We start from the raw sequence: 14,044 nt of genomic DNA on the forward strand, positions 1-14,044 counted from the left end.
AATAAGAATCCGACGGCCAGCCGCTTCAGGACATGTAGGCGGTCATGTCATCGAACGAAGATTGTTGTAGCCATCTACATCGAGGACGCAAACAGGGCGAGGGAGAGTTCGACTATCGTCTCGGTCGCCTGTAGCGAGCGGCCGGTCAACGACTCGAACCGCCTGAGGCGGTACCGCACGGTGTTGACGTGCAGGTGGAGGGCCTCGGCGGTGCGCGGGATGCTCCTTTCATGCTCGAGGTACCCCCGGAGGACATCGAGGATCTCCACCCCGAAGTCGCCCTCCCGGTCCAAAGGTGCGATGTAACGGGAATGAAACAACGCATGAGCGGGACCGGCGACCGGCACACACGCACGCCATCCGAGATCAGCCAGGACGCGGACGCCGTCACCGCACGCCCGCGCGGCTGGAAACAGCGCACATGCCTGCTCGAACGAGACGTGCAGCATCGCAACCGGATGCGGCTGACCGAGCGTGACGGTGATCCCTTCCAGACTGCCGATGTCGTCGGCGACAACACCGACGACCCGACCTGGTCGCATCGCGGCGAGCACTCGCCGGCCGTCGGTGTGCTGCCCCACGATCGCGCGGAGCACACGGTCCTCGTCGCCCGCCGGGACCTCGGCGTAGAAGGCGCGCCACGGCGAAACCCGGTCCATTCGGTACTTGGCCGCACCCTCGTCGATCTCGCCGACGGTCAGTCGCTTCTCCAAAAGGTCGAGGAGCCAATCCGCTCTCTGCTGACGCTCGCGCTCGGTGAGCACGGTCAGATGCCGCCGATACGCCGAACGGCCCCTCGTCGCGAACTCATCCACGACTTGAGACAGCAGATGCAGAACCTCGACGACCTCGTCGCTCCGCAGGCCGTGCTTTCGCCCCAGCGCCAGCAGTTCCTCACGCATGCACGATAGGAGGAGCAGATAGGCGGAGATCATGTCCTCGCGGGCGACACCGTCAGCGATCCGTTCAACGGTGATCCGCTCCGCCTGCCACATCTCCTCCGCCCGAGGCACCGTGCTAGTCAGCAGGACGCCGGCGATGAGCTCCCGCGACCGGCGCCCGCTGGCGAACATGTGCTCCACCGGAACTGACCGATAGGACGGGTACCGCCGACGGACCAGGTCCACGATCGTCTGGAGGTCCGAGTCATCCCGAAGAAAATCCTCGACGACTCGATCGAGCCGAGGGCTGGAGTCCGTATCCATGCACACATCATCCCTGCCGCTCGAAGTCCGGAGACTCTGATTGTTGGAAGGTTGGAGTCATGGCAGGGAGTACATCGAATCGGTACCCGGCTGAGTTGAAGGCGCGGGCGGTGCGGATGGTCGCGGAGCGGCCGGAGGATGAGACGGAGTACGCGGCGATGCAGCGGGTCGCTGCGCTGCTGGGGGTGACGTCGGCGGAGTCGGTCCGTAAGTGGTTCCGGAAGGCGCAGGTCGACGCTGGTGAACGGGCCGGGGTGACGTCGGTGGAGTCGGAGGAGATCCGCCGGCTTAAGCGGGAGAACGCCGAGCTCAAACGCGCCAATGCGATCTTGAAGGCGGCGTCGGCTTTCTTCGCGGCCGAGTTCGACCGGCCACACGGGTGATCGTGGACTTCATCCGCATGCATGTCTGTCGGGTGAGGCGGGTGGTCTGCGGTGGGGTGTCGAACCGATCTGCACGGTGCTGAGCGAGCATGGTGTGCCGATCGCCCCGTCCATGTATTACGAGCACGTCGCTCGTCCCGCCACCGGTGCGGAGTATCGGGAGGCGGTGCTGACCAATCAGATCCGGCAGGTGCGTGCGGCGAACTACAGCGTGTTCGGGGCGCGGAAGATGTGGATCGTCCTCAACTGGATGGGCATCACGGTCGCACGCTGCACCGTTGAGCGGATCATGCGTGAGGCCGGCCTGCGGGCGCGGTGCGGGGCAAGGTCAGACGCACCACGATCGCCGACCGCGGCGCTGGCCGGCACCCGGATTGGTCCAACGCGGTTCGCCCCGACCCGACCGGACCAGCTGTGGGTCGCGGACATGGTGCGCCGCGAGGCGCTGTTTGGTCGAGTGGAGGTGAGAGATCTGCACCACTGTGCTGTCGCAGCAGCATGGTGAAGCTGAGGGCAGCCCGATCCCCGGGACGGGGGTGAAGGGTGGAAAACGGCCCTGACAACGCCGGGACGCGTCGGCACTGCCAGACGGCGTGGGCCCGGCTAGCGAGACGGAGAGGTATACGTGAGGAACCAGTGTCTGAACGGCCCTCAAGAGCACCCACCAGCTCGAATCTGGCGGATCTGGGCTGGGTTGCACCGCGCACCCGCCGCCCCGAAGGTGGGCCCTCGTGATGCTCAGGAATGGGCACGTCCGGTTCGGAGGGCGGGCCGGGAAACCCACCAGCTGCAAGGCTGACAGGGCGCCCCGGTCCGACCCCTACACGTATGTGTCCACCTGGGCCGGCTGTGGCCTACGTCGCGTTCGTCACCGACGCGTACGCTCGCCGGATCATCGGCTGGACCGTCGGACCGACCATGACGACCGATCTGGTGCTGGCCGCGTTCGCCCACGCCGTCTGGTCGCGTCGCCGCGAAGGGCACGATCCGGCCGGGGGCATTCACCACACCGACGCCGGATCCCAATACACCTCTGTCCGGTTCGCCGAGGGGCTCGCCGGCGCCGGCATCACGGGTTCGATTGGCAGCGTGGGCGACTCGTATGACAATGCACTCGCTGAGACGATCAACGGGCTCTACAAGACGGAGCTGATCAAACCCCGCAAGCCGTGGAAGAGTGTCGAGCAGGTCGAGTACGGCACCGCGGAATGGGTCGACTGGTTCAACCACCGCCGGCCCTACGAGTACTGCGGCGATATCCCACCCGCAGAGTTGGAGACCGCGTACTACGCTGCGAGGGCACCCCATCATCAGGTGCCGGTGACTGTTTGAGTCAGTCTCCGGACACACCGGGGCGGTTCAGACCAGGCCGTGCCCGCTCAAGCCCGAAGAGCGCCAAACTTTCCCTCAGAAGTGCGGCACTGCAATCGCATTCGACACGGCACGCTCAGATCCTTCGTCGCCTGGACGTTGGCGAACTGCGCCCCATCCCTGCCGCCTCGGATCGTTCCAGTACGTGCAGATCGTGATCTGCGTCAACCATCCGTGATCTATTTAACCGCGGCGGATATTGCGCGTGAGACCACCAACGCTTAATGTTAAGTAAATGATCCTGGCCGGGTCGTCGGGGTCACGTAAGGCATGCTGCAGTATAACCTTTATGGTGCGCGACTGTTCCGGCGGAGAAGCACGCCGCTGTACAGGTAGATCTCACCACTGCAAGTGGTGTAGGTGCCGCTGACATCGACCACCGATATGTGTGATAGCCGGATATTCCCGTGAACGAGGGGTAGCGAAGTGGCAGATGCGAACACAAAAACGGAAGGGTAGCATTATTGCGGATAACTCGATGGAATCTACGTACCAGGAACAACGCAAGTCGTCGCTGCGACAGTAACCTCTTGTTTCAAGATAAGACTCGCGCGTCAACCCTTGAGATATCTATTAACTACGTTTGAGAACGTGGGGGATTCGCGTTCTGTTCGATGCCGCGGAAGCAGCAATTACATTTTGGGGTTGCTTCGCTGCGATCCATGGCTCGACTCGGCGGGATTCGTGGCGCAATATAGGTAGTCCTCATGGCTTTATTTACGTACTCTTACTATCTCTTGTGAGATCGGGGTACTGCCTCGACCCTCTCTGAGTGATCCCAAAATTGCGGGCGAGTAGCGCTTCGTCGTAGACCCTCAGATCTGCGATCCTGAAAGATGGAATGAATATGACACAGAACTCCAATGAATGGGCTACTCCCTACGAGAATGCGGGAATCGGGCCTGGTGGGTATTACTGTTGTTCGCGCTCACCTCCATGCAATCGGCGTCGCGATACCTGTGCGACCTAACCGCAATCGCTGCGTATGCCGATTTCCGTCAGCGTACATTCCGCCACGTCTGGCCTATTTGTTCCGACCAATGCGCTGCTGTGACTAAGTGGCCATCGCCGCCAGGCGCAGGCACAACTTTCGTAGGCGTGTATGCCTGCGCAACTATATCTGTCAGTTGTGGCGCTCGCCATATCTCTTGCCAATATCAGATCTGTTTAAGTTGTGTAGCTGGGGGACGGTATGTTCACGCACCAGCTTGGCGCATTCACGCCCGAACAGTGGCCCGACCCGCACACATTCTATAACGTACTCGAGCGCATTGACGCCCCTGCGCGCTGAGATTCTGATCCATTCACAGTAGATAGGAAGCCAGATGAACGTCGACGTAGTCATCGTAGGAGCCGGAATCTCCGGCCTGACAACGGCGCATAGGCTGCTAGAGCGCGGCCATTCCGTCGCGATAGTGGAGGCCTCCGATCGAACCGGGGGACGCCTGATCAACCTCGACCTCGGTGGCGGGGTGATCACCGAGGGGGGCGGCCAATGGATCGGCCCGAAACATAATCGCATGCGCAGCCTCATAGCAGAGCTCGGATTGCAAACATTTCCAACCTATACCGACGGCGACGCCTTGTACTTGTACCGAGGAAAGATCAAACGGTCGGACAAGACGATCCCACGGATGGGGGTGTTAGCGCTGGCGGACTTTGTTCAGGCGAGCATAAGACTAGAATGGATGGCGAGGACGGTCCCCATTGACGCGCCGTGGACCGCACCCAAGGCGGTCGAGTGGGATTCGGTATCCCTCGGGCACTGGCTGGATTCGAACAGCTTCGCCGCCGAGGCCCGGCACGCGTTCAACGTCGGCTTCACTCTTCCCCTCGCTGAGGATCCGTACCAGGTGTCGCTGCTCAAAGCACTGCACCAGCTGACAAGCTCCGGTGGATTTGAGTACATGGTCAGCGTCGGTGGCGGTGCGCAGCAGACGCGCGTGGTAGGTGGCACCCAACAAATCTCTGACGCGCTCGCGGCGCGGCTCGGTGAGCGGATCTTACTAAACTCTCCGGCGCTGGAAATTCGACAGGATGCCGACGGAGCAGTAGTGCGCACGCCGAACACCGAAATTACATGTGCCCGAGTCGTCGTCGCCATGACCCCCGGAGACGCACAGAGGATTTCTTTCCTACCGGAACTACCGGTACGCCGTGTCAAATTACAGCGATCATGGCGCAGCGGACTCGAACGGAAAATATTTGCCGTGTACGAGCGCCCGTTCTGGCGCGAACAGGGCCTCAACGGCATGGCTATCACCGATCTGCCGTTCGCGCACTTTGTAGCAGACAACTCCCCTCCCGACGGGAGCATGGGGATCATCGTCACCTTCGAGGGAACTGCAAGTACGGGCGCCGGACTCACCTCTTCTGAGGCAGCGCTGAACAATGTCCACGTCCGGAAACAAGCTTACATTGATGACCTTGTCACGCTGTTCGGGCCGCAGGCGCGCAACCTTGCGCAGTACCATGAGGTGTCGTGGATCGACAAGCCGTGGATCGCTGGCGTCGCCGGGATCCGCAGCACCGGAATCATCACCACGTGCACCGACGCCGGACAAGCGCAGGTGGGACGGGTCCACTGGGCGGGCGCCGAGTCATCGGCCGAGTTCGAGTCGTACCTTGAGGGCGGTGTGCGTGCGGCAGAACGTGCGGCCTCGGAAGTCGCAGCGCAACTCTGAGACCATATGTTGGCATGTGCGCGGCGCGCCGGACACGGAGAGGCGAGGTAGCCCGAGTAGATCGCGGATTCGACTACGTTACTCGCCTCTTCTTCCGTCGGATCTATCCGGCACTTCGAAAAGCACGTCAGGAGCTAATCCAATCCTCTGGCTATGTTGGTAAGAACCTGCGCCGAGGGTTGGTGCCTGACTCAGACAAGAGTCGAAAATCTCGGCGACGCGAGCGAGATGCCGGACTGACACGTGGGCTATCTCGCGTTAACCCGGACGGGTGTGCGTTGGCTGAACGAAGCGCTTCGTCGTCGGATCCGATGCCGTGCAGCGAGACGACCGGGCCGAACAGCTCGGCTGTGGCGCGGTCGGGGTCCGCGCCGGTGGCAACGGTGGGAGACAGGAAGAATCCCGCGAGTTCGGGGAGGCGCGCGGGTTGGTCGATGTCGGCGCCGAGGTCGCGCAGACCGCTGATCCGTTGTTGCAGTGTCTGGTAGTGAGGTCCGTTGGAGATTGGGCCGATGTCGGTGTTTTCGTCGAGGGAGTGCCCGATCCGCAGCGCGGCGATCCTGGTGGCGAGGGCCTCCCGCAGGGGCTGCACGAGGCGGTGCGGTGCGAAGACCTTGCCGGGACCTTCACACCACTGGCCGTTGAGGGTCGTCATGCCCGCGAGGATGCCGTCGGCGGTGGTGTCGACGTCGGCGTCGTCGAGGACGATGACGGGGTTGTTGCCGCCGAGTTCGAGTTGGAGGACTTGAAGTCTTCGGCGGCGGCGCGGGCGATGGCGCGGCCGGCGCCGGGCCCCCCGGTGAAGGAGACAACCTGTACGCGGTGGTCGCCGGTGAGTGCGGCTCCGATGTTTCCCGGTCCGTGGATGAGTTGGAGGGCACCGTCGGGCATGCCGGCTTCGATGAAGCACTCGACGATGACTTGCGCGCTTGTGGGGGCGTGTTCGGAGGGCTTGAGCAGGACAGGGCAGCCGGCCGCGATGGCGCTGGAGATCTTGGCAGCGGGGATGAAGCTGGGGCCGTTCCAGGGGGTGAGGATGGCGGCGGGCCCCCAGGGCACGCGGTGCAATCGGACATCGCGCCCGCCAGCGGGGAGGGCTGTGACGCGGAGGGGGGCGGGCGTCGGCGGCGGCGGATCGGATCCGGGAGGGGAGGAGGGCGGCGAGTTTGCGGGTGGCGGTGATGGCGGTTCCGCTGGTGATGGCGTCGGCGCGGGCGATGTCCTCGAGTCGTTCCCCGACCTTCGAAGCCGCCCGGTCGAGCGCTTCAGCGCGCTCGATTCGGAATGTGTCCGATATGAAATCGGCTGTTTCGTAGGCGTGCTCTGCATGCTGCACTGCGCGCTCGAGATCGGACTCCGCGGTGGTGACGCTGCGGTGGAGAGGCTCGCGGGTGTTCGGGTCGACGTTCCAGGCGTCGAGGAGTTCGCAATCGACCCACTCGCCGGCGATGTAGCTGCGGGGTTCGGCCATCGTGATGGGAGTCGATGTCATCGGGGTACCTCCGTGGTGTCGGGACGAGCAGGCATGGCGACGACGATGCGGGTGACCTCACCGGAGCGCATTGCCTCGAATCCTTCGTTAATCTGGTCGAAGTCGATGATGTCGGTGACCATTTCGTCGAGGAGTAGTCGGCCGTGCTGATAGAGCCGGGCGAACTGGGTGATGTCTTCGCGCGCCTGTCCCGAGCCCATGTAGGAGCCGATGAGGCGCTTCTCGCTGAAGAAGAAGTCGGACGCCGGCACCTCTAGGCGGGTGCCGTCGGGGGCTATCCCGACGAGGCACGCGGTTCCGGTTGGGCGGACGACGGCGAGTGCGATGGCGGCTGTATGGGCGGATCCGACGGCTTCGAAGGCGTAGTCGGCTCCGTCGCCGAGCAATTCGCGGACGGCCGCGGGGACATCTCCGGCGGCGTTGACGGTGTGAGTGGCTCCGTAAGTGCGTGCGGCGGCGAGCCGGGCGTCGTCGAGGTCGATCGCCACGATCGCCGAAGCACCTGCGAGGCGGGCGCCCTGGATGACGGCCGAGCCGACGCCGCCGCAGCCGATAACCGCGACCGTGGCGCCGGGCCGTACCTGCGCGCCGCGGAACACGGCGCCGACGCCGGTCACCACGCAGCAGGACAAGAGGCAGCCGACGCTGGTGGGAACGTCGCCGGGGAGCGGGACGGCAGCGTTCGCGCGCAGCAGGATGCGCTCGGAGAACGCCCCGATGTCGCCGAGCCGGGCGACCGGGTGCCGTCGGGCAACGTGTACGCGGGCCGGGGACGCTGGCGGACCTCTTCCTGCCGCTGGCACTGGGTCGACCGGCCTGTGTTGCAATTGCCGCACTGCCCGCAGGACGGGGTGAGCGCACCGGTGACGGCATCGCCGATGCGCAGGCCGGTGACGGCCGAGCCCACTGCTTCGACAATCCCCGCCACCTCGTGTCCGACGACCACAGGCAGTGGGGTTTCGACGGTACCGGTCATATAGTGCAGGTCGCTGTGGCACAGGCCGACGTGGGTCACGGCGATCCGGACCTCGTGCGGCTCGGGGTCGTCGACCGTGATGGAGGTCAACTCCAGCGGCTCGCCGACCCGGGTCAGCACCGCGGCGCGGGTGGTGATCATCGATTCCCTCCGGTGGTGGTGTGTGTCTTGGCCGCCCAGAATCCAGCGATCCCCGCGGTGAAGGCGCCGGTGTTCCAGGATTCGTCGGCGGCGGCGTCCTCGCGGATGAAGGCGCGCTCGATCTCTTCGGCGGGAGGCCGCAGCAGTGCCAGGTGCAGCGCGGTGTTGTTCCCACCTTCGGGGGTCCAGGCGCGCACCGTGTCGATCGCGCGCTCAACGAGCTCATCGGGTTCGATGACGCTGTCGAGCAGGCCGATCCGCAGTGCCTCGCCGGCTGGGATCCGCTCGGAGCCGAGGACCATCCGCATGGCGTGGTTGCCTACGATCCTGGGAAGGAGCACGCTCGAGGCGTTGGAGATGGTCAGCCCGCGCGCGTTCTCCGGCTGAAAGTAGGTGGCTTCGGGTGTTCCCAGGCGGGCGTCACAGCACAGGGTGATCTCCGAGGCGCCGCCGACAGCGATCCCGTTGACCGCCGCGATCACGGGCACCCTGGTCTCGATCACCGCGCGGGTGATGTCGTGGAAGGTCTCGAAGGTCTCCCGCATCTCGTCGAACGTGGTCGGCGGTGTGGTCAGGTCCTCGCCGGCGCTGAAGGCGCGACCGGTCCCGGTCAGGACGATGCCGCGGGCTTTCGCACCCGTCCCGTACTCGCGGATCAGGGCGGCCAGCCGCAGGCGCATCGCGATGGTCAGCGCGTTGAGTTTGTCCGGTCGATGCAGGGTGATCACCGCGACGTCGCCGGTCACCTCCACTAGCACCTGTCCGGCGGCTTCGTCGGTGGGGTTCATGGTTTCTCCTCGTCAGGGGTCTCGGCCGTGGCTGTGGTTGTTTCGGACGCCCGTGGCAGGCGGAGGTCGAAGACGGTGCCCGGGCATTCGGCGGCGCGGGCCTTGAGCGTGGGTTTGGATACTCGCTCCGACGGTGTGCGGGGGAAATCCGCGACGAATTCGATGTACCGCGGAACCTTGAACCGGGCGAGCAGCGCGGCGACGCGGCTCACGATCGCCTCGGCCGTCGCCCGGTCGGCGGCGGCGCCGGGGACGAGCTGTACGAAGGCCTTGACCTCCTCCCCGAGGACGTCGTCGGGCTCGGCGACCACCGCCGAGGCGATGACGGCGTCGTTATGCTCGAGCGCGGCCTCGACCTCTGCCGCTGCCACGTTCTCGCCGCCGCGGCGGACCATGTCCTTGACCCTGCCGACGAGGCGGATCCCTCCTTCCTCATCGGCGACTGCTACATCTCCCGTGTGGAGGCGGCCATCACGCAGCGTCCGCGCAGTCTCGTCAGGGCGGTTCCAGTAGCCGAGCATCATCGGAACCCCGGCGACCGTCAGTTCACCCGGAACCGTCGGCGAGGAGAGCGGTGACAGTCCGTGTCCGGGGAACGCCACCGATGTCCTCCGCGGCGACGGCCCGGCGGGGTGCGGCATCAGGCGTTGTGGTCGTCATGACCAAGCCTCCTGTCGTTGTCGTGCCTGTTCGACGAGCCACACGAGTGCGTGGTCGCGGTCCATCCACTCGGGGTGGCACTGGACGCCAAGCACCGGTGCACCAGGCAGCTCGATCGCCTCGACCACCCCATCCGGCGTCTGCCCGGACACGACGAGTCCCGTGCCACAGCGGTCGACGGCTTGGTGATGCCAGGAATTGGTGGTCACGCTCGTACCGAAGGCCGAGGCGGCGGTGGATCCGGGAACGAACGAGACGACATGTGCACGGTCTCCGTCGGTGGGCGCCGAGAGCGAGGACAAGTGAGCGATCGGGCCGGGGGCGAGATCCGGGATCAAGGTGCCACCTAGGGCGGTATTAAGCACCTGCATCCCCCGACACACGCCCAACAGCGGGATCCCCCGGTCGATCGCGGCCCGCGTCAGCGCGAACTCGTACTCGTCACGTGCCTGATCGTGTGCGTTCATATTCACACGCGGATCAACACCCCGAACGACGGAGGTATCGCCACCCCAGCGCGCGGGGTGCACGTCCTGCCCTCCGGTGATCACCACACCGGACAGCCACTCACACACCTCCACGGGATCCGCCTCATACGGCAAATGCACCGGCACCGCACCGGCAGCCGCAACACGCGTCGCGAACGCCGACATAAACGAATCCATACACTCTGCCGCATAACGCCCGTCCATCCCCTGAACCAGCTCCAGACTGAAACGGCGACCGGTGATCCCTATCAACGGCTTACGGGTCGCGTGTAAATCCTAACTCGTGAACATCCGATCAACAGATTGCACTAGTGAAGTTCAGGTCAAATTCAGGCGATGCTACAGCCAATTCGCCCTTGCGGCACGTCAGACGCCCGCGGGAACTGTGTCCATTTCACTTAGGTGCTTTTTCTTTGTGTGGAATGCGGCGTACGCCAAGTAGATCGTCAGCATGGCAAGCCCCCAAACGGTAAGGGCGGCGGTGTAGAACAGGGTGTGGTTGGCATCATCGCCAGGAATCGTCCAGAAGTCGTAGATCGTCGCAATGAAGAGATTAAGGACCGACGAGACCCCGACCGCTATGGCATGCTTGAGCTCCCCCAACTGAATAAGCCGGACTATAAAGTAGGCCATAAAGGCGGTCGTCAGATAGGCCGCAATGACAAAGAACGCCTTTCCGGGTGTTCCGATCTCCTGGGCGTAGGCGTACAGAACGTATCCGAACACGCCCGCGAGAGCGAATGCTGCAACCTCAACAGTGACGGACGGTTTGTAGCTATGTGTCACCATCATCAATCCGAGAACCAGGATTAGCGTGAACCCGATTGACCTGGAGAAGGCGTCGAGGAAGTAGGCCACCTTGAACAAGGGGCTCGTCTCCGCAGCGGCCAGCATCGACGCAACTAAGAAGTTCGTCCCTGATGTTGCCATGATAAGCCACTCTATTCCTAGTAGATAATTTCTGAACTTGCGGATGAAGAGCACGCCGCACACTAGGGCGACAGCAATCATCCAGACGTCCGCGATGAGAAATAGTAGATCTCGAATTGCCATAAGTCCCTCCTCGGGTCACGAGATTGAGCGAAGTGTGTTCGGCCCCTCCTCGGCCGGCCTTGACCAGCCGGCGCCGTGTGGCGACTCCTCGCGTGGTCGTGGATTTCGATCGAGGCGTCGGCGCTAGGTGGCAGAACTAACAACCTGATCACATGTTCAAGAATTAGAGCAGTGGCGCGGGCCACAGTCAAGCGAGTGTTCGTCCCCAGGGTCCTCACGCGCGGCGCGCACGCTGAATAGCGACCCCACGCTCGTGCAGCACGAGGTGCTCATACCGGACGACCGCGCGCGGTCCCGAACCAGCGCGGCGCCGAGATCAGCGCAGGTGCCGTCTCGCGCCATGCAGGGGTCGCACTTCGTGCGGCGGCAAGCCGTGTCGACGCTGCCAGAACGTTCCGAGGCATCGGATCGGAACCACGGAGGCCCCGGGCTCCGATCCGCTCCTCGGCCGACTGGTGTCGGCAGACCGCAACGCGATGCCGACCTGGCCATGGAGGGCCTCCATCACGTGACCTTTGCCGAAGCGGTTGACAAGATGTGATCCACGCCTCAGTATAGCAACTGTTCGTTATGAACATCTGATCTACACGGCCGTGGTTGCTCTACGTGGCCGTGGCAGCCAGCAAGGGGTCGCGTCTGTTCGAACCCCGGAACGCCGGAAGGGTCTCCTAAATGCATGCTCAGACAGAAGCGGGTTTGCCTAAGGCGTCCTCGCTGTACCGGGTAGACGTCGAAGACGATGCGACTCCGTTCGTCCGCCTGGTCGGACGTGCACTGCAGAACTCTGCTATGGCGGGGTACAGCCCGTCACCGCCAGGCTGCCTGGACACGGTTGCCCAGGTGCGGGCGCACGACACACCTCAGGTTGCAACGATCGCGTTCACAAGCGGAGACGCTCTTGTCACCAGCGGCATCGCGCCCTGCCCTGAAGTGTCGATCATGGTGAACATCTACGACCGGTTCAAGTCTGTGGGCGACTCAGACGGACCGCTTGACAAGGTTGAAGCGGTCCTCGACAGGCTTTATCCAAGGGTCCCACCGTGGCGAGACTCGGTAGAGAGCTTCTGGTCCGCAGTCGGATCGCACCACGAGTTTGCCGACAAACTGACGGTCGTCGCCGTGGCACCTGACGGAGGAGAGGAGCTGCTCCAAGTAGGGGGCGGTTCGCACGAGTACCTCGTAGCGGGACCAGCCGATCTTCTCGCAGGTGTATTTAGTGGCGCGGATGACTTTCTTGCGGCACTTGCGAGCGGCAATCTTGGCCTCAACGGCAGCATGTCGCAACTCTCAGCATTGACCGGGGCTTTATGGAAGGTTAGATACGGTGTCTGACGTTCAAGTGACGCATAATCAGGATTCACAGTCGTCTGTGGGCAAGACGTACCGGATCGAAGCGACCAACCACGATGGTGCGCTCCATGGGAAGTTTCTGTCGAGCAATAAATTTCAGTCAGGAATAAGCAATGGGTTCGCTTTCGCGGACCTTCTCTTCGGCCTTGATCTGGGGAATCAGTCACACATGGGCCGGGCCTATCCGGAGTGGCGAGGCCAACTCGCAGACATCTATCTCCGCCCGGACATGGATACGCTCGTCGAATGGGAACCGGGTCTCAATGCGGTCATCGGAGACTTCTGGCGCTTAAACGGCGAGCCGCTGCCCGTCTGCCCGAGGAATCTGGTCAAGACGATGACCGCACGGCTTCAAGAGCACGGTTACTCGGTAGTTGTCGCCGTGGAGATCGAGATGACGCTGTTCGAAGAGTCATTCGACGAGGCCCGGGCGAAGGGCTACCGTGACCTCATGCCGCTGGGCGGTCCAGCTGGAACGGCGTACAATCTGGCTAAGTCCCAGCGCTGGCGCGACTATATGACCGACCTGGCGCGCAGGTTGAGCGAAGTGGGGCTCGAGTGGGATGCGTGGAGCGATGAGGGCTCAGCTGGGCAGGCCGAACTCAACCTGGTTCCGAGCACGCCTGTATCTGTCTGCGATGCTTGGGCACGTGCCCGGCAGATCGCTCGTGAGGTTGCATATGCGCATGGTCTCAGTATCACCTTCATGGCGAAGCCCACTGCAGGATACGGTCAGGCGTCACATATCAACGTCTCTCTACAACGTGACGGCGTGAACGCCTTTTATGCCGAGGATGGGCCGTCCCCGGTTATGAGGAATGCGATCGGAGGGCTCCTGGCCACCATGCCGGGTGCTACTTCGATCGTGCTGCCGCAGATAACGTCCTATCGTCGCCTCGTGGACCTCAGCGGTCCACCCACAACGATCTCGTGGGGTATCGCCAATAAGTCGACGTCTGTCCGCGCGGTGTGTGGACACCCTGCGTACTCTCGGCTTGAGTATCGGACGCCCGGGGCTGACGCCAATCTCTATCTGGCGGTTGCGGCAGTTCTAGCTGGTATTGCCGGAGGAATCGAGCGGCAGATCGAACCTCCGAATCAGACCGCGACAATGGCTTGGTGCATGCCACCAGGACTTGGGGTGGATCGTATTCCCAGTACGATATCGAAGGCGGCAGATCATCTGGAGAACGACTCGATTCTGAGGGAAATACTTGGTAGTCAGTTCATTGATTTCTGGGTTGCTACCCGCCGCTGGGAGTGGATGCAGTTCCATACCGCAGGGGGGGATCCGAACGTCGAGCTGTCGGACTGGGAACTTTCGCGGTACTTCGAATTGCCGTAACGCGGTGAACGATGAAGTGACGGGAATCGCTCGGTGCTCGATCGTAGAAAGGACCACTTAGTGCGCGATGACGGACTAAATGACAGACATACTATATGGACGACAATT

8 protein-coding genes and 4 pseudogenes are annotated in these 14,044 nt (G+C 63.2%); 5 read left to right on the top strand and 7 right to left on the bottom strand.

What is annotated here, in order from left to right:
• Positions 1-74: 74 nt before the first annotated feature.
• The gene (locus AC21LY_RS01395) at positions 75-1,205 is read right to left on the bottom strand and encodes a PucR family transcriptional regulator (RefSeq protein WP_489044355.1); all 1,131 of its coding nucleotides are present in this window, start codon (positions 1,203-1,205) and stop codon (positions 75-77) included.
• A gap of 158 nt (positions 1,206-1,363) precedes the next feature.
• Here AC21LY_RS01395 and AC21LY_RS01400 point away from each other — a divergent pair.
• The 3 genes and pseudogenes from AC21LY_RS01400 to AC21LY_RS01410 all read left to right on the top strand — a co-directional run.
• Positions 1,364-2,015 (top strand): annotated as a pseudogene (locus AC21LY_RS01400) (IS3 family transposase); the annotation flags it as partial.
• A gap of 394 nt (positions 2,016-2,409) precedes the next feature.
• Positions 2,410-2,920, top strand: a pseudogene (locus AC21LY_RS01405) (DDE-type integrase/transposase/recombinase); the annotation flags it as partial.
• A gap of 1,364 nt (positions 2,921-4,284) precedes the next feature.
• Complete coding sequence (locus AC21LY_RS01410; RefSeq protein WP_489044356.1) at positions 4,285-5,643, top strand: flavin monoamine oxidase family protein; 1,359 nt, start codon at positions 4,285-4,287, stop codon at positions 5,641-5,643.
• Between the two features lie 151 nt (positions 5,644-5,794).
• On the opposite strand, the pseudogene AC21LY_RS01415 reads toward AC21LY_RS01410, so the two are convergent.
• From AC21LY_RS01415 to AC21LY_RS01440, 6 genes and pseudogenes are all read right to left on the bottom strand, one after another.
• Positions 5,795-6,972 (bottom strand): annotated as a pseudogene (locus AC21LY_RS01415) (aldehyde dehydrogenase family protein).
• 159 nt (positions 6,973-7,131) lie between these two features.
• Positions 7,132-8,252: pseudogene (locus tag AC21LY_RS01420) on the bottom strand (Zn-dependent alcohol dehydrogenase).
• Entirely contained in the window at positions 8,249-9,040 is a 792-nt protein-coding gene (locus tag AC21LY_RS01425; protein WP_489044357.1) for an enoyl-CoA hydratase/isomerase family protein, read from the bottom strand. The pseudogene AC21LY_RS01420 and the gene AC21LY_RS01425 overlap by 4 nt, the downstream one beginning before the upstream one ends.
• Positions 9,037-9,642 carry an AMP-binding enzyme gene (locus AC21LY_RS01430; protein ID WP_489044358.1) on the bottom strand — a complete coding sequence of 202 codons (606 nt, stop codon included), beginning with the start codon at positions 9,640-9,642 and terminating at the stop codon, positions 9,037-9,039. The genes AC21LY_RS01425 and AC21LY_RS01430 overlap by 4 nt, the downstream gene beginning before the upstream one ends.
• A 54-nt stretch (positions 9,643-9,696) precedes the next feature.
• Entirely contained in the window at positions 9,697-10,440 is a 744-nt protein-coding gene (locus AC21LY_RS01435) for a gamma-glutamyl-gamma-aminobutyrate hydrolase family protein (RefSeq protein ID WP_489044359.1), read from the bottom strand.
• Positions 10,441-10,554: 114 nt separating this feature from the next.
• Positions 10,555-11,241, bottom strand: a complete 687-nt coding sequence (locus AC21LY_RS01440) for a transporter (RefSeq protein WP_489044360.1) — start codon at positions 11,239-11,241, stop codon at positions 10,555-10,557.
• Positions 11,242-11,913: 672 nt separating this feature from the next.
• Between AC21LY_RS01440 and AC21LY_RS01445 the strand changes: the two genes are divergently transcribed.
• Both AC21LY_RS01445 and AC21LY_RS01450 read left to right on the top strand, forming a co-directional pair.
• Positions 11,914-12,573, top strand: coding sequence for a hypothetical protein (locus AC21LY_RS01445; RefSeq protein ID WP_489044361.1), 660 nt, complete (start codon positions 11,914-11,916; stop codon positions 12,571-12,573).
• The gene (locus AC21LY_RS01450) at positions 12,566-13,936 is read left to right on the top strand and encodes a glutamine synthetase family protein (protein ID WP_489044362.1); all 1,371 of its coding nucleotides are present in this window, start codon (positions 12,566-12,568) and stop codon (positions 13,934-13,936) included. The genes AC21LY_RS01445 and AC21LY_RS01450 overlap by 8 nt, the downstream gene beginning before the upstream one ends.
• Positions 13,937-14,044 lie beyond the last annotated feature (108 nt).

The organism is Tsukamurella sp. II2bb (assembly GCF_057815145.1).

Excerpts from the sequence above, each read along its gene's own strand:
- AC21LY_RS01395 (WP_489044355.1), bottom strand. The coding sequence starts at position 1,205 with ATGGATACGGACTCCAGCCCTCGGCTCGATCGAGTCGTCGAGGATTTT.
- AC21LY_RS01410 (WP_489044356.1), top strand. The coding sequence starts at position 4,285 with ATGAACGTCGACGTAGTCATCGTAGGAGCCGGAATCTCCGGCCTGACA.
- AC21LY_RS01425 (WP_489044357.1), bottom strand. The coding sequence starts at position 9,040 with ATGAACCCCACCGACGAAGCCGCCGGACAGGTGCTAGTGGAGGTGACC.
- AC21LY_RS01440 (WP_489044360.1), bottom strand. The coding sequence starts at position 11,241 with ATGGCAATTCGAGATCTACTATTTCTCATCGCGGACGTCTGGATGATT.
- AC21LY_RS01445 (WP_489044361.1), top strand. The coding sequence starts at position 11,914 with ATGCATGCTCAGACAGAAGCGGGTTTGCCTAAGGCGTCCTCGCTGTAC.